The following is a 20936-nucleotide window of genomic DNA, read 5'->3' as shown; positions in this document are numbered from 1 at the left end:
AGATGGGTTTAAAAAAATATCTAGAAGATATCGAGCCGAATTTTGAAGCCGGTGGAAAATATGAAAAATTTTATGCACTGTATGAAGCAGCTGCAACTATTTTTTATACACCAGGCTATGTAAATAAAGGCAAGACACACGTACGCGATAATATCGACCTAAAACGTATGATGATTTTAGTGTGGATGGCGACGTTCCCAGCTATGTTTTTTGGTATGTTCAACATCGGTCACCAGGCCGCAGGTGCTTTAGCACAAGGTTTTGAACTAGCAAATTCGTGGCAGGTTGGTCTGTTTCAGTTCTTTGGTGGTGAATTAACCGCTAATGCAGGCTGGGGCGCTAAAATGTTCTACGGAGCATGTTTCTTCCTACCAATTTACGCAGTCACGTTTGCTGTAGGTGGTTTTTGGGAAGTGATTTTTGCTTCTGTGCGTAAGCATGAAATTAATGAAGGTTTCTTCGTTACTTCTGTATTATTTGCACTTATTTTACCTGCAACAATTCCTTTATGGCAAGTTGCACTGGGTATCACGTTCGGTGTAGTAATCGCTAAAGAAATTTTTGGTGGTACTGGTCGTAACTTCTTAAACCCTGCTTTGGCTGGCCGTGCGTTCTTATTCTTCGCATACCCGGCACAAATTTCGGGTGACACAGTATGGACTGCAGTAGATTCTTTCTCTGGTGCGACTATGCTAGGTCAAGCTTTTGTTGGCACACTTGATTTTTCAAACATGGAATTATGGTGGAATGCATTTTACGGTTTCATTCAAGGTTCTGTTGGTGAAACATCGACACTTGCATTACTTGTAGGTGGTTTATTCTTAATTTACGTTCGCATCGCTTCTTGGCGTATCGTACTAGGTGTATTCCTTGGTATGGTAGCAACGGCATTCTTATTAAATGCTGTTGGTTCAGAAACTAACCCTGTATTTGCAATGCCTTGGTATTGGCATTTAGTGCTTGGTGGTTTTGCGTTTGGTATGTTCTTTATGGCTACAGACCCTGTATCGGCTGCATTTACTAATAAAGGTAAATTTGCATACGGTTTACTAATTGGTCTTATGGTGGTTCTTATCCGTGTTGTGAATCCTGCTTTCCCAGAAGGCATGATGCTAGCAATTTTATTTGCTAACTTATTTGCTCCACTGTTCGATCACTTTGTAGTGCAAGCTAATATCAAGCGGAGGTTGGCACGTAATGTCTAGTAATAACGAATCAATCGGTAAAACGTTAGCAGTTGTTGTAGCACTATGTTTAGTGTGTGCAATCATTGTATCGTTTGCTTCTGTACAGCTTCGTCCTTTACAGCAAGCTAATAAAAATAAAGATATTCAAAGCAATATCTTAGCAGCGGCAGGCATCGATAAAGTTGAGAATGTATCTGATACATTTAATGCTAAAATTGAAGCGCGTGTTGTAAATATGACCACAGGTGAGTTTGTAGACACAGACCCAACAATCTTTGATTTTGAAAAAAGCAAATACGATGCAGCGCTAAGTGTTTCTCTTCAAGAGAAAGGCGTTAAAGACATTGCAGGTATTCAACGTGTGACTAAAGAGTCACCGGTGTATATCTCGAAAAAAGAAGATGGCTCTATTGATGCAATCATTCTTCCTATTCAGGGCTACGGCTTATGGGGATTAATGTACGGTTTTATCTCGCTTGAAAGCGATGGTGAAACAGTTAAAAACATTATTTTCTACAAGCATAATGAAACGCCTGGCTTAGGTGGTGAAATTCAAAATCCACAGTGGACTGCTACGTGGCAAGGTAAAGAGCTACCAATTCAAATTGTTAAAGGTACTGCGGGTGATAATGAGCATAAGATCGATGGTCTTTCAGGTGCTACATTAACGTCTAACGGTGTTGAACATGCAGTTGACTTTTGGACTGGCGAAAACGGCTTTGGCCCTTTCCTTGCGAAAGTACGTAAAGGAGCATTGAAATAATGGCTGATACTAAAGAAATGAAGGCGGTCCTATTTGGTCCGGTTTTAGCTAACAACCCAATCGCACTACAAGTACTGGGTATTTGTTCTGCGTTAGCGGTAACGTCTAGCTTAAAAAATGCGTTAATCATGTCAATAGCATTGACCTTGGTAACTGCGTTTTCGAGCTTCTTTATCTCGACTATTCGTAACCAGATCCCATCGTCAGTACGTATCATTGTACAAATGACGATTATTGCTTCATTAGTTATTGTTGTTGACCAAGTACTGCAAGCGTTTTCTTATGCTACGGCTAAAGAGCTTTCAGTCTTCGTTGGTCTAATTATTACTAACTGTATTGTAATGGGTCGTGCTGAAGCATATGCGATGAAGTCGCCACCACTAATGTCATTCCTTGACGGTATTGGTAATGGTTTAGGCTATTCTGTTGTTTTACTTACTGTTGGTTTCATTCGTGAGCTATTCGGTAAAGGAACACTATTCGGTGTTGATATTATCCCATTAGTACAAGATGGCGGTTGGTATCAACCTATGGGTCTATTGATATTACCACCGAGTGCATTCTTCATCATTGGTTTATTCATATGGGTACTTCGTACTTATAAGAAAGACCAAGTAGAAGCTAAAGCGTAAGGGGCACACAGTGGAACATTATATTAGTTTATTTGTAAAAGCCGTTTTTATTGAAAACTTAGCGTTATCATTTTTCTTAGGCATGTGTACTTTTTTAGCAGTATCAAAAAAAGTGACTACTTCAATTGGCCTAGGTGTAGCGGTTATCGTTGTTTTAGGTATTTCAGTACCTGTTAATAACTTAGTTTACCATGCTGTATTAGCACCAGGTTCACTTACGTGGCTTGGTTATCCTGATGCAGACCTTAGCTTTTTACGTTTCTTAACTTTCATTGGCGTTATAGCAGCGCTAGTGCAAATTCTTGAAATGGTATTAGATAAGTTCTTCCCAGTACTTTACAACGCATTAGGTATCTTTTTACCATTGATCACAGTTAACTGTGCAATCTTTGGTGCGGTATCTTTCATGGTTGAGCGTAACTATAACTTCGGTGAGTCTGTTGTTTATGGTATTGGCGCTGGTGTTGGTTGGGCACTTGCAATTACATTACTTGCAGGTATCCGTGAGAAAATGAAGTATTCAGACGTGCCAGACGGCTTACGTGGTTTAGGTATTACCTTCATCACTGTTGGTTTAATGGGACTTGGCTTTATGTCATTCTCTGGTATTTCACTGTAAAGGTAGCGAGGATAAATCATGGATTATCAGATTTTCTTAGGCGTTGGTGTTTTTATCGCTATCGTTGTACTACTGGTTTTAGTCATCATTGGTGCTAAATCTCAGTTAGTTGCAAGTGGTGATATTATCATTAGCATTAATGGCGACCCAGATAAAGCCATTAAAACATCAGCAGGTAGTAAGCTTTTAGGCGCGCTATCTGAGTCAGGTATATTTGTATCATCAGCATGTGGTGGCGGTGGTTCTTGTGGCCAGTGTCGTGTACACATTAAAGAAGGTGGTGGCGATATTCTGCCAACTGAGCTTGATCACATATCTAAAGGCGAAGCCCGTGAAGGCTGCCGTTTAGCGTGTCAGGTAAATGTTAAAAACGACATGGAAATTGAGCTTGAAGAGTCAATTTTCGGTGTTAAGAAGTGGGATTGTGAAGTTATCTCTAACGATAACAAAGCAACCTTCATTAAAGAACTTAAGCTGCAAATTCCAGATGGCGAGTCAGTGCCGTTCCGTGCGGGTGGTTACATCCAAATCGAAGCGCCACCTCACCATGTTAAATATGCAGATTTCGATGTTCCTGAAGAATATCGTGGCGACTGGAACCACTTTGGTTTCTTCGATCTGGAGTCAAAAGTAGACGAAGAAACTATTCGTGCTTACTCAATGGCTAACTACCCAGAAGAAGAAGGCATCATTATGCTTAACGTGCGTATTGCTGCTCCGCCGCCAAGAAACCTTAGCTTGCCATGTGGTAAAATGTCTTCGTACATTTGGTCACTTAAAGAAGGCGACAAGGTAACTATTTCAGGTCCATTTGGTGAGTTCTTTGCTAAAGACACCGATGCAGAGATGGTATTTGTTGGTGGTGGTGCTGGTATGGCGCCAATGCGTTCTCATATCTTTGACCAACTTAAACGTTTGAACTCTAAACGTAAGATGAGCTTTTGGTATGGTGCACGTTCTGAGCGTGAAATGTTCTACGTAGAAGATTTTGACGGCTTAGCCGCTGAAAACCCTAACTTCGTATGGCATACAGCACTTTCAGATCCACAACCTGAAGATAACTGGGAAGGCTACACTGGCTTTATCCATAACGTGTTATTTGAGAATTATCTTAAAGATCACGAAGCGCCTGAAGATTGTGAGTACTACATGTGTGGTCCTCCAATGATGAACGCGGCAGTTATTACTATGCTTAAAGATTTAGGTGTTGAAGACGAAAATATCTTACTAGATGACTTCGGTGGCTAACACTAATACCAAAACAGTTTAGTTTTGGTTAAAATACCAGCCTCGTAGCACTTGTGTTACGAGGCTTTTTTATTCTTTAATTTTATCAATCTATTAAGTAGAACAGTTATGAATCGAGTAAGTACTTCACAAGGCATAATGGCCTTTTTGCTAATTACACTGACTTTATTATTGTCTGGTTGTGGTGAAAAGCCAGAGTCAAAAGAGACCTTTTTAGAAGGTAAGACTATGGGTACCACTTATCATATTAAATATTATGATGAGCAAGCCCAGCTATCGGCTTCACAACTACAGCTGCAAATAGACGCTGTTTTAAAAGACGTGAACCAATCTATGTCTACTTACATAGAAGACTCTGAAATAAATACATTCAACAGATTACCAGCAAATCAGGTTATGCCAATTAGCGAAAATTTTAGGGCTGTTATAAGCGAGTCTATTCGCTTAGGTGAATCGACTAAAACACTCGATGTAACTATGGGACCTTTAATTGATTTATGGGGTTTTGGCCCAGATAAAAAACCAACTAAACGGCCAAGCGATGAAGAGCTTGTAAGTATGATTAAAAATATAGGCCTTGATAAACTTACGCTAACAGCTCAAGGTTTAGCTAAAACAGTGGATGGTTTAGAGTTATCGTTTTCGGCAACAGCTAAAGGCTATGGTATTGATAAGGTGGCGCAGTTATTAGAAAACCACAATATTACCAATTACATGGTTGAAATTGGTGGTGAGCTACGAATTGCAGGCGAAAAGCCAAATAATAAAGATTGGAAGATTGCAATAGAGCAACCAGATGCACAGCCCGGGGAGCGTAAGGTACACCGTGTTTTGTCGCCAGGTACAAATGGTATTGCTACATCGGGTGATTATCGTATTTTTTATGAAATGGATGGTGAAATTTATACTCACTTAATTGATCCCGTGACCGGCATGCCGATTAAGCACGACTTAGTGTCGGTAACCGTGCTTCATTCAAGTGCTATGACTGCCGATGGTCTTGCGACAGCATTAACTGTTATGGGCATGGATAAAGCGCAAGCTTATGCTGAGCAGCATGATTTACCCGTGTACTTAATAGGTAAATCGAAAGACGGTTTAATAACCTACTCAAGCCCTGCATTTAAACCTTATTTATAGTATGGTGCGGGTTTGTTTATTTCCACGTTATTTGAGTATATAATAGCAGTCGCTCAACAATGTTTTGAGCTTAATTTATTGCTGATCAATAGGGGCTAAGCAATGTCACTTTTTCTTCTTACTTTTGGCTTACTAATTTTGATAGTTTCGGCTATGGCCGTTGGTATGATCGTGCAAAAAAATCTATGGCAAGCAGCTGTGGTGGTTTAGGTTCGGTTGGTATTGATAAAGCCTGTGATTGCGATGATCCATGTGATAAACGCAAAAACCGTTTAGCAAAAGAGCAAGCCTGGAAAGAAAACCAAATTATTTAAGTCTGTCTTAAATATTAAAAAGCGCTTTATAGCGCTTTTTTTGTGTCTGTAAAACGCCTCAACATCATAGCTTCCAAAGCAATCCAATCTAAATGTATTAGACAAAGGTATATAGTTTAGTTTTTTTCACCTATTAGGTTTATTTTTCTCGTTTGTCAAATTGGAGCTAACACTCTAAAGTTTAATCATAGACACAGAGCAAGGCTCTAGTCATAAGCTTGAGGCAACTTAGCCTCGCTTAAAAGAATCTTTATATTGTGTGTGAAGATGTTGTCAGTGTGAAAGGCAACTCAAGTTCGGTGGTGACTTAGCTTGAGTTGTTTTTATTCCCTACAATTGCCACGTAATGTAAACCAAAAATCTTTATATTGTGTGTGAAGATGTTGTCAGTGTGAAAGGCAACTCAAGTTCGGTGGATTCACTTCCATAAAGAACGAGTTTGAGTTGTTTTTATTCCCTACAATTGCCACGTAGTGTAAACCAAGAATCTTTATATTGTGTGTGAAGATGTTGTCAGTGTGAAAGGCAACTCAAGTTTGGTGGTGACTGAATTTGAGTTGTTTTTATTCCCTACAATTGCCACGTAATGTAAACCAAAAATCTTTATATTGTGTGTGAAGATGTTGTCAGTGTGAAAGGCAACTCAAGTTTGGTGGTGACTGAATTTGAGTTGTTTTTATTCCCTACAATTGCCACGTAATGTAAACCAAAAATCTTTATATTGTGTGTGAAGATGTTGTCAGTGTGAAAGGCAACTCAAGTTCGGTGGTGACTGAATTTGGGTTGTTTTTATTCCCTACAATTGCCACGTAGTGTAAACCAAGAATCTTTATATTGTGTGTGAAGATGTTGTCAGTGTGAAAGGCAACTCAAGTTCGGTGGTGACTGAATTTGGGTTGTTTTTATTTCCTTTCAATTGCCACGTAATGTAAACCAAGAATCTTTATATTGTGTGTGAAGATGTTGTCAGTGTGAAAGGCAACTCAAGTTCGGTGGTGACTTAGCTTGAGTTGTTTTTATTTGTGCGACACAATTATTACTCCCTCCTAAAACCTATAATTCTATTAAATATTTCTCTTTAAATCGTTTTTCATTTAATCTAACTCAATGTTTTTTATATTGTTATTTTTTATTAACAAAATAGCTTCGAAAGCTTAACTCAAATTAATTGATTTTTAGTTGAACAGAAAATTCTCTTTGTTATACTCACGTTCGAACTTTCAGTAAGTTTTGAAAGTTCGGTTGATACGGATCAATTTTCGCTAGGTAAATATGTGCTAGCTGGATTTGATTGTATTTAGCACCTGGTTTTAGGGTTTACAACAGCAATGTTTTTTAAATTTCTCCATTGCAAACTGTATTACTCTAATTTTGTTATAGTCATTTTAGTAGGTTAATGTCTTTGAACACACTTTCGTTGCATCATACAAATACGGAACTTGCCTCTGGCGAGCCGCAGACGTGTGAACGCTTGAATAAAGCAGGCAAGGGCGTGTGTGTAGCTATAACTTTATTAGTGTTTAACACTGTAATGTTGCTAAGCGGTGCATTAGAGGATGTCTTCAAGCTTGAAGCGCTATTAAGTGATGGGTTTATTGTAGAGCCACTGTTACTTAATCTTGCGCAATTTTTAGCTCATCCGATCATATCAAGTCAGTTACTTATTGGCCTTTGTTGGTTATTGTTCCATATTTGTCCAGCACGTCGTGCTGGCATAATCCTCCGTAAAGCAGCCTTTGCTTTTATCGAGGCTAAAGTTCTTCAGCCTGTGATCTCTTCACATGGTTGTCGTGCTCCACCTAGCTTTACAGGTTGCCTGTAACGCTGCATCTTGTTGCTGGTTTTAATTATTTGTTCTTGCTGTAAATAATTAAGGTTAGCTAAAACAAAGTAGCTCCGTGTTTTTTAAACACATTTCAGCCAACCACCACTCACCCAAGTTAATTTTTATTACGTTATATAAATGCGTTTAGAAAGCTGGGTTTGTTGCTAGGTCATTAATGGCATGAGCTCTAGGTTTTGAATAGCCCCCTTATTTTTATAATTTAATTCTAGTTAACTTGGGTTTTTATTGAAAAATCGTTGCTTTGGTTTTTATTTTAAGCAGCAAATTGAAACTCTAGGTTTGTAGGATACTCCCTTGTTAATTCGTAACCTTTGTAATATTGCTTTAGCTAGTACAGTGCTGGCGTTGTCAGGCTGTAAAGGCGGGATACTCGATCCAAAAGGGCAGATAGGCATAGATGAGAAAAATTTAATCATCATTGCAACCGTGCTTATGTTGCTTGTAGTCGTTCCCGTTATTGTGATGACTTTGTATTTCGCATGGAAATATAGAGACACGCAAACTCATGAAATTTACGCTCCAAAATGGGCTCATTCAAATAAAATTGAAGCCGCAGTTTGGGCTGTTCCTATTGTTATTGTAATCATTTTAGGTGTTATTACCTGGCAGTCTACCCAAGAGCTAGACCCTTACAAACCAATTGAAGGTAAAGGTGAACATCTTACTGTTGAAGTGGTTTCATTAAATTGGAAATGGCTATTTATATATCCTGAGCAAGGTATTGCTACGGTTAATGAATTAGTGTTCCCAGCAAATGTACCTGTTGAATATAAAATCACCTCAGAGAGCACAATGAATTCATTTTTTATTCCGCAATTGGGTAGTCAAATATACTCAATGGCTGGGATGGAAACCAAGCTTCACTTAATTGCAAATGAGCCAGGTACGTTTAAAGGCTTTTCAGCAAATTACAGCGGCGCAGGTTTCACTGGCATGAAATTTAATGCCATTGCTACACCTACACAAGCAGACTTTGATAAGTGGGTGAGTGATGTGAAAGCGAATTCAAGCGCTAATAACCTGACTCATGCAAATTATGTTGAGCTTGCAAAAGCAAGCGAAAATAACCCAGTAGCATATTACGGAAAAGTTGATGACGGCTTATTTCATACCATCGTGATGAAATACATGCAGGCGCATGGCGATATGAACAAAAAACACCATGCAATGGGCGAACATGGGCAAATGAGTAAAAAGCATCATGAAATGAATGAGCACTCAATGCCTTCATCTCACAGCCAAGGCGAGGAATAATAATGTCGTTATTAGGTAATCTTTCACTCGACGCAATTCCGTTTCATGAGCCAATTCTTGTGTTCACGATGTCGGTTATTGCGATAGCTGGGCTTATTATTGCTGGGCTTATTACAAAGTATAAAAAATGGGGCGTGCTTTGGCGCGACTGGATCACGTCTGTTGATCACAAACGCTTAGGCGTAATGTATATTCTTTTAGCACTAATAATGCTGTTTCGTGGTTTTTCTGATGCAATAATGATGCGTGCGCAGTTGGCACTTGCTACCAGTGGTGCGCCAGGTTATTTACCACCTGAACACTACGACCAAATATTTACTGCCCACGGCGTAATTATGATCATATTTATGGCAATGCCATTTATGATTGGTTTAATGAACATTGTTCTACCACTGCAAATTGGTGCTCGTGATGTTGCTTTTCCATTTTTAAATAATTTAAGTTTTTGGTTTACAGCCAGTGGTGCAATTTTAATTAACTTATCACTTGTGTTTGGTGAGTTTGCAAAAACAGGTTGGGTGGCTTATCCGCCGCTTTCGGAGCTGACCTTTAGCCCTGGGGTGGGGGTCGACTATTATATTTGGGCCTTGCAAATATCCGGGCTCGGTACACTTTTAACAGCCGTAAACTTTTTAGCAACCGTGTTTAAAATGCGTGCACCAGGTATGACCCTAATGAAAATGCCAATTTTCACATGGACATGTACATGGGCAAACATCTTAATTGCAGCATCATTCCCAATTTTAACTGCTGTACTTGCAATGCTAACGCTTGACCGTTATCTCGACTTTCACTTCTTTACCAATGAATTGGGCGGTAACGCCATGATGTACATCAACCTGTTTTGGGCATGGGGTCATCCTGAGGTATACATATTAGTATTACCAGCGTTTGGTATTTTTTCTGAAATTATTTCGACCTTTGCAGGTAAGCGTCTATTTGGTTACAAGTCGATGGTTTACGCCAGCGGTGCAATCTCAATTTTAGGCTTTATTGTTTGGTTACATCACTTCTTTACCATGGGGTCGAGTGCTAACGTTAACGCGTTCTTTGGGGTAATGACCATGGTTATTGCCGTACCAACTGGGGTTAAGTTGTTTAACTGGTTATTTACTATTTACCGAGGTCGTTTACGTATTAGCGTACCGGTACTTTGGACACTTGGCTTTATGGTTACCTTTACCGTAGGCGGTATGACCGGTGTATTACTTGCCATTCCTGGTGCTGATTACGTACTGCATAACAGCTTATTCTTAATTGCACATTTTCATAACACCATTATTGGTGGTGCTGTATTTGGCTACCTTGCTGGTTTTGTATTTTGGTTCCCTAAAGCAATGGGTTTTAAACTTAACGAAAAATGGGGTAAAGCATCATTTTGGTGTTGGATTATCGGTTTCTTCGTTGCATTTATGCCGTTGTACGTACTTGGTTTCTTAGGTATGACACGTCGTTTAAACCACACTAACAACCCAGATTGGAACATGTGGTTATACATTGCCGCAGGCGGTGCTGTAATTATTATGTTTGGTATTATTAGCCAAGTTATTCAACTATATGTGAGCTTTAGAGACCGTGAAGCGCTTGACGATACAACAGGCGATCCGTGGAACGGCCACACACTTGAGTGGGCTACAAGTTCACCTCCGCAAATTTATAACTTTGCAACAATTCCACATATTGATGATATTGATGCATGGACCGACATGAAAGAAAAAGGCCAAGCATATCAAGATAAAGCAAACTACAGCCCTATTCATATGCCTAAAAACACATCAGCTGGCGTGTTCATGGCAGCAAGCTTAACAGTATTTTGTTTTGCAATGATTTGGCATATTTGGTGGTTAGCTGTTGTTGGTCTAGTGGGCGGGATTGCCATATTTATCAAACGTTGTTACACCAGCGATGTTGATTACTATATACAACCTGATGAAATTGCACGCATTGAAGCTGCATATAATTCAAGTGGCATTAAGGAGTTAAAAGCGTGAGTACACTTTCTGCAAATTTAGACTCTGTATCACACGATGATCATGCCCACGCGCATGATCATCACGACACATCTGGCGATACGATATTTGGCTTTTGGTTATACCTAATGACCGATTGCCTACTGTTTGCCTCATTTTTTGCCACTTACGCTGTGTTATTTATGAACACAGCCGGTGGTGTATCGGGTAAAGATATTTTTGAACTCGACTTTGTAGCAGTAGAAACTGCAGCACTACTGATTAGTAGTATTACCTTTGGTTTTGCCATGATTGCCGCTCAAGGGCAAAAAAGGCACTAACACTGACTTGGTTATTTGTTACGTTTTGTTTAGGTGCAGTGTTTATTGGTATGGAAGTATACGAATTTCATCACCTAATTGTGCATGGTAATGGCCCACAACAAAGTGCCTTTTTAACATCGTTTTTCTCATTGGTCGGCTTACATGGATTACATGTAACTGCTGGGCTGATTTGGATGACCATAATGATGATAGAAGTTGCTAAACGTGGTTTAGGTAAAGCAACCGTAACGCGTTTAAGCTGCTTAAGCCTATTTTGGCACTTCTTAGACATTGTTTGGATTTGTGTATTTACCGTTGTTTATTTGATGGGAGCAATGTAATGAGCCACAGCGAAACGCATGCGTTAAAGCAAACGCAAAGTGATCATCATGATGAATCTCATGGCAGTGTTAAAACTTACTTAATTGGCTTTGTACTATCGGTAATTTTAACTGCTATACCGTTTTATATGGTTATGGAAGGTGACTTCTCAAAAGCAACAACGCTTTGGAGCATTGTTACTTTAGCAATCGTACAAATTTGGGTGCATTTAAAATACTTTTTACACCTTAATTTTACCACCGAAGATGGCCGTGCAAGTACTTTCTCATTCCTATTCAGTGCTCTGATCATCGTAATGGTTGTTGGGTTATCTGTTTGGATCATTTATGAATCTAACGCAATGATGATGTACTAGGAGTTGAAGATGTTTCGTCGTTATTTATCAGTGACAAAGCCGGGTATTATTATGGGCAATTTGATCAGCGTAGCGGGTGGGTTTTTACTTGCCTCGCGCGGTGATATAGACCCATGCTTAATGATTGCCACATTAATTGGTTTGTCGCTAGTGGTTGCATCAGGTTGTGCTATCAACAATGTTATAGATAGAGACATAGATGTGGCCATGGCGCGTACTCGTACGCGAGTAACAGTAACAGGCGAAATGTCGGCCTTTGCTGCACTTAGTCACGGTATTTTATTGGGTGTTGTGGGCTTTGGTTTACTTATCGCCTACACCACTCAAGCCGCGGTATTTTTTGCAGCCTTTGGCTACGTAATTTATGTAGGGGTTTATAGCCTCTACATGAAACGCAACTCTGTTTATGGCACTTTTGTAGGTAGTCTTTCTGGCGCTGTACCGCCAGTAGTTGGTTACTGCGCCGTAACAGGGCAGTTCGATATGGGCGCATTAATACTGCTAGTCATGTTTAGCTTGTGGCAAATGCCGCACTCTTACGCCATCGCTATTTTTCGCTTTAAAGATTACCAAGCGGCAGGTATTCCTGTATTACCAGTAGCGCAAGGTATCGACAAAGCAAAACGCCACATTGTGCTTTATATTGCTGTATACGCCTTAGTGGTGATGTTACTGCCAATTACTGGCTACACAGGTGCTGCTTTTATGGCTGTTGCTTGTATTACCAGCTTTTGGTGGTTGCTAATGGCACTACGTGGTTATCGTCGTAATATTGATATGAGCAGTTGGGCACGTAAAGTGTTCGCATTTTCAATTATTAATATTACAGCGTTAAGTATTGCTATGGCTGTTGACTATCATAGCGTTGCTCCACAGCTATTAACGCTTACCTAATTTAAAAATTTTTAACTATTCCAAAGTTAATCCAAAGGCTCGAAAGGGCCTTTTTTTATATTTATAGCATGTTTTTATAGGCGTAATTAGTAATAAACTTGCTAGAACTTTATTTCAATCATTTCAATCATTTCAATCATTTCAATCATTTCAATCATTTCAATCATTTCAATTTAAGAGCAAGTATCACCTTAAGTCGATTTCAAGACCATTTTAAATAATACGACCCTCGTAGTTTGAATAAATAAAACACACGCTCGGAAGAACTCGCATTTAAGAAGAGCGTTTAAAATAGTTGGGTACAGATTGACTATTTAAACCTAACTTTAAAAAGATATAATGACAGTGAATGTTAATAAAATGTTGACGTTTGGTTTTGTTGTGCAATCATGCTACCGGTGGCATTGTTTTTTATTTTCTTGCTTTGCCTAAGTTTTCGTTTATATCAAAAAGTATGAGGAAAATTATGAAATTCTTGAATATAAAAAATGTAAGTAAAATTGCACTTTCGATGATGTTGTTAAATTTAATATCAACACAGGTAAAAGCAGAAAACTGTAAAGCTCTACCAAAAAATAATCAACGGTATCAAATTGTTAACTTTAGTTCAGATAAAGCGATTGATGTTGATAAAAAATCAAGAGAGTCTGGTGCTAATATCATCTCTTATGCAAAAAATAGCGGAACAAATCAGCAATTTATCTTTAATGATTTAGGGAATGGTTTTTGGACAATTAAAGCTTCACATAGTGATTTGTTTTTGGATGTATCAGAGCGATCTCAAGCTAATGGTGGCAATATTATTCAGTGGGCAGCGTCTGGGCAATCAAATCAACAATGGCGATTGTTACAAGATTCTTCGGGGGCATTTAGTATTCGTTCCGCTTTTAGTGATAAGGCAGTTACGGTTGCGGGGAGTGATAATGGGGCAAATATTTATCAAAATGATGATTTAAATGTTAGTTCACAACGTTGGTACTTAAACCCAGTCAACGGAAGCTGCGATAGCGCGAACGATTCAAATATTGATGTAACGGGCTTTGCATCACTTCCAGGCAGTGATGGTTTAGCAACAACGACAGGAGGCGCAGGAGGGTCTTCAATAACGGTAACAAGCTGTAGTGCATTAAAATCAGCATTGGTATCGTCAAACACAACGATCATCCAAATTCCAAATAATACACACATTGATTGTCGTACCGGCGGTTCAACCGTAGCAGCATGCGCTATTGAGTGTCCTGAGTATCAGGATCCAGGAGAAATATTTTATCGTATACCTAATTCGGGGCAAAGTTGTACATCATTAGGTGGTACAACAAATACGACCGTAAACAAGGTACGTAATGATATTTCCATTAGTGTTAAATCAAATAAAACCCTAATCGGTTTAGGTGACAATGCTAAAATTATTGGCGCGACATTAGATCTAAGCAATAGCAAAAACATTATTGTTAAAAACCTCAATATTGACAATATCAATCCTCATTTGGTTGAGGGGGAGACGGCATCAGTTTGAATAGTTCAAGCCATATAGTTATTGACCATGTTAATTTTTCTAATATTTCTGATGGTTATGTCGATATCAAAAACAGTAAAAATATTACGCTAAGTCACAATGAATTTGACGGCTATAACCCATTCGTATGTGGTAACCAGCATTGGTATACTAATGCGGTCACTGATTCAGAAGTTACATTTCATCATAACTTTTGGAATTACACTGCAGGGCGAAATCCTAAATTAGATGGCAGTAAAACACGTGCCCATTTATATAATAATTATTGGCTCGAAATTACTTATTTCGCGATTAATACGACAAATGAGGCGCAAGCACTTATTGAATCTAATTATTTTGATGATAGCAGAAGACCACATTGGAATGTGTCAGGCTATATGAAAGCGAGCAACAATGTTTACGCTGCACAGTCTGCAACTGATCCTCAAAGAGATACTGGAAATAGTGTGTTTACTGATGTGAGTATGTATATTTATCAATTGGATGATGCTTATCAAATGCCACTATTGAATGGAGAGTCTGGCCCTGAGTAATAAATGCTATTGCTAATAATTGGGTTATTTAACTATTCATTGTTTAGATTAAGTTCGGGTTTAAAGGTTAATTGATATGTAAATTATAATTTTAAGTTAACCTTATTTCAGCTGAGATTACTTGAATTTTCTGAGTTTGATTTTTAATTAAGGGGCTCTTTAATGGCCCCTAACAAGAATTATTAGAATGCGAGCAAGGTTTTTTGCTAGTTAAATAACGCTGCAATACTACCTTTATTTTCACGTGCTAAGCTGTTTTTTATAGCTGCTCTTACATCGACTGGTTTGTTTTGATTTAATTTAAAGTTTCCTTGCCAGTGAATAGGAGTAAACGTTATAAAACTAAGTTGTTGATACATAGCTTCACGGTGATTTTTTGGCACCTCATCAATACTCCACATTGGCGTAAAGCCTTGCTCAAAATAGCTCGTTAATTGCCGCATTATTTTTTCTTTCTCAATGTCGCTTTTAATAATATCTACTTTTGCGGTTACTTGTACTGATGAGTAAAGCCAGCTCGGCAGTGTTTTATTATTACTATACGAGGGAGATAGATAACAGTTATCGCCACTAAAGAGTAATTTTACTGACTGTTTATCACATTGCGTTAGCGGGTTATGTTTTGCTACGTGAGCAATAAATACATTACGTGAGGGCTCATATAATACAGGTACTTGGCATATATTATTTAAGTCACTTTGCGAGCAGGGCATTAAAATAGTTGCAAGTGGAAATTGCTTTACTAAAGCCTGCAAACGTTCAATATTATGTTCTTGAAAATGTATTGGTGGGTACATTAAAGCTTCTCCTCTAACTGTAATTTAATACTCTGCCAATGCTCGTCAATAATGCTAAATTTTGCAGTGCTTCTGTAACTCCCATCACTAAGGAGTCTGTCTTTATAAGCTACGCCCTCAAATCGGGCGCCTAGTCTAGTAATTGCATTTCGAGATTTTTGATTTTGTTCGTGAGTATTAAATGTTATTCGCACTAAATTCAACGCGTCAAAAGCATAGCTAAGCAGTAAATATTTCGTGTGAGTATTAATATAAGTTTGCTGCCAGTGATGGCTTATAAATGTATGACCAATTTCAGCACTTAAGTTATGTGTATCTAATCTAAATAGTCGTGTAGTGCCTACAACCTCTTTGCTGGCTATGTCTATTATGGCTAATACAATTTGTTCTTTTTTATTAAATTGTGCACTAGTAGTAAACCATTCCTTTAACAGTTCAGGTGTTTTTGTATAGTTGCTTAATACCCATTCCCATATTTTTGGATGTTGCCCAGCTTTATATAAGCCTTTTAAATGCTCATAATTTAATGGCTCTAGTATGACCTTATTTGTTTTATGCATCTGTTGAGTAAACATATTGCCTCTAAGCTTTGCTATTTGCGAGCAATAAATGTACGCTAATTTGGTTTGGTAAAAACAACCAGAATTGGCTTTTTAGCTATACCAGTTATAAAGGGGTAACATGCAACCGCTTAATATTGAATTTAATAACTCAAACAAAGCTAAGTACTTACAAGTTGCAGATGCTCTGCGCGGTTCTATCGTAAAGGGAGATATTGCACCTGGTGCAAAACTTAGTTCTGCTCGAGTTATGGCGCAAACGTATCAGTTAAATCGCCATACAATAATGAACGCATTGCAGTTACTAGTAGCCGAAGGATGGCTAGAGTCCCATGAACGATCTGGGTATAGCGTCACTCAAACACTGCCAATTCAAAGCAGTGCTAACTGTGAGCACACGCCAGTTTTAACACCAAAACCTTATAAATTTGCTACAGAGTTAGCCGTGCCTATTCCGGCAATGAATTTAAAAGACTACGTATATAATTTCGCAGGTGGACTTCCTGATTTAAATAGCTTTCCCTATAAAGAATTTAAACGCTCTATGAGCCATGTATTTAATCATTTAGACACCAGTAAACTTCATTATGGCGATATAAGTGGAGTGAGTGAGCTAAAAACTCAGATAAGCAATTATCTACATAAAACTAGAAGTTTAAAAGTATCAGACTTACTTGTATGTAATGGCTCACAAGAAGCTTTATTTTTAATTTCAAAGGCGTTTATAAATAAAAGCGATTTTGTCGCTGCCGAAACCTTAGGTTATCCGCCAGCACGTAAAGCGTTTGCAGCTTGTGGTGCGCAATTAATAGATATAAAACAAGACGAATATGGGTTGTGTGTAGATGATTTAAAAGCGCAACTTAAACGATATCCAATAAAAATGTTGTACTTAACGCCGCTGCATCAATATCCAACCACCGTTACGCTTTCGCCCACACGGCGCATGCAAATTTATCAATTATGTTATGAGTATGGCGTAATGATTATAGAGGATGATTACGATCACGAATTTCACTATCGCTGTCAGCCATTACAACCTATGGCTGGGAACGATCCCGCTGGGATTATTATTTACTTATCTACATTTTCTAAAATTATGTTCTCAGGCGCTAGAATTGGCTACATTTGCGCAGCCCCTGAAGTATTAACACAGTTAATCGCATGGAAGCAGTTAGTAAATCATAAAAATGATGTTGTTATGCAGTTAGCTGTAGCGCATTTTATGCAAGAGGGCGGGTTTGAACGCCACTTAAAACGCATGACTAAGCACTATAAACAACGTTATGAAGCAATGGGCAATACGTTAACGTTACTGCAATCACAGGGTTTACCAATAGAGTATAAAAAGCCTGATGGCGGCATGGCAATGTGGGTTAACTTAAATAAAAATACGAGTAATATAAAACAAGCAATGCAAAGTAAAGGCGTGTATTTACAAGCAGAATTTGAATTTTATTTTGCTAATTCAGTAAGAAGTTTAATGCCCGAACAACCTAGCCATGTTCGTTTAGGTTTTGCAGGGCAATCAATCGATGCTATGCAGCAGGGGCTTAAGCTTATAACTGATTATAAGTAACTATTTTTTAAAATCATTTGCATTGTAGTAAAGTGGTTTGAGTGTCCCGCAATTAACAAATTTATAGGTAAGCTCATTTACAGGTGGAACTCGTTTTGAGGTGCGGAATTTTTGCATACACGCATTAACTAAATCGACAAAAATAAGATGGTTATAGCTCGGCGCTTGTTGAATTTTATGAATATAAATACGCTCAGTGCCGCCTAGGTTAATGATGTCGTAGTCTTGCCATTGTGATGATTCACTTAACCCCTTTAGTTCTCTGGCATACAACTGTTTACTTAGTACAAGTTCTTTTTGTGAGTAAATTAAACTACCACCTTGTTGGTAATCGCCTTCAAAAATATCGGCAATAATCGTAATTTCTTCACCACGCATTAAATGTTGAATATTAAATGCTTGTGGTTTTACGGTGATTAATTCAGCATTTCTGACAAAGCCTAAAAACGCCACATCGGGGTTACCTATTTTATAAACAACTTGTACATCATGAGGTGAATTATAGGTAGGCAAATTCATCGCGATGATAGACGAGCCTTTATTAACTAACACCATTGGATGTTTAGCTTTATAAGCAAGATCGACAGGGGGAGTTCTACTTTTTTCTCTTCTTCCGCTGTTACAAAGCCACTTATAGTAATTAGTAATAAAGTAAGTAGTAGGCGCATAATAATCTCAATTAATTTATGAGTTTAAATTGTAGTATAAAAATGTATGTAATATTTATCTAATTACAAGATCAATTTAAAGGCTCAAGTGAGCCTTTATAAAATGATTAGGTAGCGCGTATTATCTGATGGCTTTTTTAACTTCTCGCCAATCAATTATTTTAAAGTTTTGTGGTTGCTGCGGCATTCGATTATAACCATCTTGTACTATTAAAATACCCTCAGGGTAACCTGGTAAAGGTTTTGCTGTAACAGTTAGTCCATCGGTTTCTGATGTGCCATCAATACCTGAGTTTAAATCAGCAATAACGCTAAATTTACCACTAAATTTGAGTGATGGCACTTCAGTGTTTTGAGTTATATTACCTATTTCGTATAACACATAGCTATTATCGCCTTGACTTGAAACAACTAAATAACGTGCGTTATCTGCATGATAAATTTCCATCCCTTCTACATCATCAACTAATTGCTTATTAATGTGTTGTAGCATGATAGGTGTTGTTCCGGTGCTTGGCTCAGCACCTATATACCAAATACCCGCATCTTCTTCGCCAGCATATAGCTGTGCTGCTTCATCATCGGTGCTACAGCCTTCAGGTTGGCTTGGCAGATTAAACTCGCGTACTAGTTCACCCGTTATTTTATTGGCTTGGTTGTGTAATTTATATTGTTGGAAAAGCCCTGATTTATCGTTTACAAATACATAATCACCAGTGGGTGATGAGTACATACACATACCATAAATTTCATCTAGGTTTGTAGCAATATCAGTCAGGTATTTTACCGTTTTTTTATTCTCAATAGTAAAGACACTAATGCTGTTGTGCGTCCGGTTGCTAGCAGTTATCCATGTCTTATTATTAATTATTTTACTTTGACGTACGTCAACATTATTTAAGCGGCCGATGTTAAGCGACTGTATTAATGCGCCTTGTAAGTTATAAACCATCAAACCACGACGTTTATCAGTGCCTAAAATAAGGCTGTTTTCAGCATCACTAGGGTTTACCCAAATAGCAGGATCGTCGGCGGCATCACCAAATGCGTTTACAGGTGTAGTTTGTGCATTTGCATGTATTTGCGTTATGTTTTGCCTATTTTTTTGAACCGCTATTTTTTTCACGGATAGTTGGCTTTGCATATAAGCCCCAGTCGTATCATTATAAATAACCGCAGTCGCTGTATTATTACTGGTGTACTTGATAGCGGCTGATTCAGGGTTTAAATTAGTATTTAACCTCCAGTGTTTTAATTTATTACTAATTGGGTTATAAGCATATAAAAGGCTATTTTCAGTGCTTGTAAACCATATCATGCCATCACTTGAGGCAAAGAGAGCGCCAAGTTCATTTTTTAGTTCGCCAAAGGGTGCAACAAGCGCAATTGGTTTTTTATCAGCTTGCGATTCAGCATTTGCATTTATAGCCCAAATCCCCACGTTGGATTCGCTAATAAACAACGTGCTTGTAATATCACTTACAGCACAACCCGCAGCTTCACTTACGCCAGGGAATTCTCGTATACTGACATTGACGGGCTGATTTTTAGCTGTATCAAAAATAGCCGTTTCGGTAATTAAGCCGCGAACATCGGCTATAAATGCAGTAACTGTCTGCGTGATATTATTGGCAAATAAACAAACTGTGTCGGGCTGAGCCTGTGGTGATATGATTCGGGTTAGCTCAGATAACTGCCATGTTTTATTTACATGTTTAAGTTTAAAAATAGCTACATTGTCTTGGTTGTTATCAATACTCGCCACTAAAAAAGCGTTGCTTGATAAAGCCCTAACTGAAAGAGATTCAAAATTTCCGGGCGCAATTATTTGGTTTGTATCTGTTTGGCTATTTACAAGTACTAGCCCTTTGCTTTCACTTGCTAATAACCAATTATTATTGCTTAGCCACGCGCCTTGTGAGCCTTGCATATTTTGATTTGGACCAAGCTCTACAGTGCTAACTATTTGCTTCTCAATGCTTACATTCTGACTTACAGCACCGTTACTACAGGCGGTTATGGCGCTAATCATTAAACAGCTAGCAAGTAAGCTAAGTGTTTTATTTAATCTAAAATTCATAATGGTTCCTTTACTGAACACAGCGTTATATTTTCTCAGTCTCTTCTAAAAAATCATGAAGCGAGTGTTGTAATAAATAGCTTTTCTTTATTAAAAATCATGCTTTATAGACCTTGGGCCTGCTGACCTTTTTGATTAAAATCCATTCTATCTATGGTCAATTTAATCGCGGTGCGAGGCTTGAAACCTAGAAGGTTTAGTAAAAGCCGAGCAAAGCTGCTTCGCCTCTAGTCTAAATCCGTCTTTCAAGTTGCTTCTGATTCTAATATAGAAATATCTAATTTATTGTTAACGTTAAAATCTGCATTGATTTTTGGCATGACGAGCAAACTAAAGT

Annotated in this window: 17 protein-coding genes and 3 pseudogenes; 16 read left to right on the top strand and 4 right to left on the bottom strand. The window is 38.3% G+C overall.

Annotated features, from left to right (window positions below; translation table 11 throughout):
• The first annotated feature begins 2 nt into the window (after window positions 1-2).
• From P4S65_RS17380 to P4S65_RS17310, 15 genes and pseudogenes are all read left to right on the top strand, one after another.
• Window positions 3-1205 (top strand): NADH:ubiquinone reductase (Na(+)-transporting) subunit B, encoded by a 1203-nt coding sequence (locus P4S65_RS17380; RefSeq protein WP_007376131.1) that lies wholly within the window; start codon window positions 3-5, stop codon window positions 1203-1205.
• Window positions 1198-1950 carry a Na(+)-translocating NADH-quinone reductase subunit C gene (locus P4S65_RS17375; protein WP_007376132.1) on the top strand — a complete coding sequence of 251 codons (753 nt, stop codon included), beginning with the start codon at window positions 1198-1200 and terminating at the stop codon, window positions 1948-1950. Before P4S65_RS17380 ends, P4S65_RS17375 begins: the two co-directional genes overlap by 8 nt.
• A complete protein-coding gene (locus P4S65_RS17370; RefSeq protein WP_007376133.1) occupies window positions 1950-2582 on the top strand; it encodes an NADH:ubiquinone reductase (Na(+)-transporting) subunit D in 633 nt (210 codons plus the stop codon). The genes P4S65_RS17375 and P4S65_RS17370 overlap by 1 nt, the downstream gene beginning before the upstream one ends.
• A 10-nt stretch (window positions 2583-2592) precedes the next feature.
• Window positions 2593-3201 carry an NADH:ubiquinone reductase (Na(+)-transporting) subunit E gene (gene nqrE, locus P4S65_RS17365; RefSeq protein WP_007376134.1) on the top strand — a complete coding sequence of 203 codons (609 nt, stop codon included), beginning with the start codon at window positions 2593-2595 and terminating at the stop codon, window positions 3199-3201.
• A gap of 18 nt (window positions 3202-3219) precedes the next feature.
• Window positions 3220-4449, top strand: coding sequence for an NADH:ubiquinone reductase (Na(+)-transporting) subunit F (nqrF, locus tag P4S65_RS17360; protein ID WP_149606598.1), 1230 nt, complete (start codon window positions 3220-3222; stop codon window positions 4447-4449).
• Window positions 4450-4557: 108 nt separating this feature from the next.
• The gene (locus P4S65_RS17355) at window positions 4558-5589 is read left to right on the top strand and encodes an FAD:protein FMN transferase (RefSeq protein ID WP_149606599.1); all 1032 of its coding nucleotides are present in this window, start codon (window positions 4558-4560) and stop codon (window positions 5587-5589) included.
• 102 nt (window positions 5590-5691) lie between these two features.
• Window positions 5692-5903: pseudogene (gene nqrM / locus P4S65_RS17350) on the top strand ((Na+)-NQR maturation NqrM).
• A 1402-nt stretch (window positions 5904-7305) separates the two neighbouring features.
• Window positions 7306-7725 carry a hypothetical protein gene (locus P4S65_RS17345; RefSeq protein WP_337120780.1) on the top strand — a complete coding sequence of 140 codons (420 nt, stop codon included), beginning with the start codon at window positions 7306-7308 and terminating at the stop codon, window positions 7723-7725.
• A gap of 318 nt (window positions 7726-8043) precedes the next feature.
• Complete coding sequence (cyoA, locus tag P4S65_RS17340) at window positions 8044-9003, top strand: ubiquinol oxidase subunit II (protein WP_337120671.1); 960 nt, start codon at window positions 8044-8046, stop codon at window positions 9001-9003.
• Between the two features lie 2 nt (window positions 9004-9005).
• Window positions 9006-10994, top strand: coding sequence for a cytochrome o ubiquinol oxidase subunit I (gene cyoB / locus P4S65_RS17335; protein WP_337120670.1), 1989 nt, complete (start codon window positions 9006-9008; stop codon window positions 10992-10994).
• Window positions 10991-11616: pseudogene (cyoC, locus tag P4S65_RS17330) on the top strand (cytochrome o ubiquinol oxidase subunit III). The gene cyoB and the pseudogene cyoC overlap by 4 nt, the downstream one beginning before the upstream one ends.
• Complete coding sequence (cyoD, locus tag P4S65_RS17325; RefSeq protein ID WP_002958101.1) at window positions 11616-11972, top strand: cytochrome o ubiquinol oxidase subunit IV; 357 nt, start codon at window positions 11616-11618, stop codon at window positions 11970-11972. Before cyoC ends, cyoD begins: the two are co-directional and overlap by 1 nt.
• A gap of 9 nt (window positions 11973-11981) precedes the next feature.
• Window positions 11982-12866: a heme o synthase gene (cyoE, locus tag P4S65_RS17320; protein ID WP_008133965.1), complete on the top strand. Its 885-nt coding sequence runs from the start codon at window positions 11982-11984 to the stop codon at window positions 12864-12866.
• Between the two features lie 466 nt (window positions 12867-13332).
• A complete protein-coding gene (locus P4S65_RS17315) occupies window positions 13333-14382 on the top strand; it encodes an RICIN domain-containing protein (RefSeq protein ID WP_337120669.1) in 1050 nt (349 codons plus the stop codon).
• Entirely contained in the window at window positions 14379-14915 is a 537-nt protein-coding gene (locus P4S65_RS17310; RefSeq protein ID WP_337120668.1) for a pectate lyase family protein, read from the top strand. The genes P4S65_RS17315 and P4S65_RS17310 overlap by 4 nt, the downstream gene beginning before the upstream one ends.
• Window positions 14916-15121: 206 nt before the next feature.
• Here the strand turns inward: P4S65_RS17310 and P4S65_RS17305 are convergent, their stop codons facing one another.
• Together P4S65_RS17305 and P4S65_RS17300 are read right to left on the bottom strand one after the other, a co-directional pair.
• The gene (locus P4S65_RS17305; RefSeq protein ID WP_337120667.1) at window positions 15122-15712 is read right to left on the bottom strand and encodes an FMN-binding negative transcriptional regulator; all 591 of its coding nucleotides are present in this window, start codon (window positions 15710-15712) and stop codon (window positions 15122-15124) included.
• Window positions 15712-16287, bottom strand: a complete 576-nt coding sequence (locus P4S65_RS17300; protein ID WP_337120666.1) for a GNAT family N-acetyltransferase — start codon at window positions 16285-16287, stop codon at window positions 15712-15714. Before P4S65_RS17300 ends, P4S65_RS17305 begins: the two co-directional genes overlap by 1 nt.
• 106 nt (window positions 16288-16393) lie before the next feature.
• On the opposite strand from P4S65_RS17300, the gene pdxR reads away from it, so the two are divergent.
• Window positions 16394-17851 carry a MocR-like pyridoxine biosynthesis transcription factor PdxR gene (gene pdxR / locus P4S65_RS17295; RefSeq protein WP_337120665.1) on the top strand — a complete coding sequence of 486 codons (1458 nt, stop codon included), beginning with the start codon at window positions 16394-16396 and terminating at the stop codon, window positions 17849-17851.
• Here pdxR and P4S65_RS17290 read toward each other — a convergent pair.
• Window positions 17852-18519, bottom strand: a pseudogene (locus P4S65_RS17290) (hypothetical protein).
• A gap of 121 nt (window positions 18520-18640) precedes the next feature.
• Window positions 18641-20599 carry a phytase gene (locus P4S65_RS17285; protein ID WP_337120664.1) on the bottom strand — a complete coding sequence of 653 codons (1959 nt, stop codon included), beginning with the start codon at window positions 20597-20599 and terminating at the stop codon, window positions 18641-18643.
• Window positions 20600-20936 lie beyond the last annotated feature (337 nt).

Origin of the sequence: Pseudoalteromonas sp. B131b (assembly GCF_037162545.1) — a bacterium.
Taxonomy (GTDB): Bacteria; Pseudomonadota; Gammaproteobacteria; order Enterobacterales; family Alteromonadaceae; genus Pseudoalteromonas; species Pseudoalteromonas fuliginea.
Note: the sequence above shows the minus strand (reverse complement) of the source record. Positions and strands in the feature narration are given on the sequence as shown.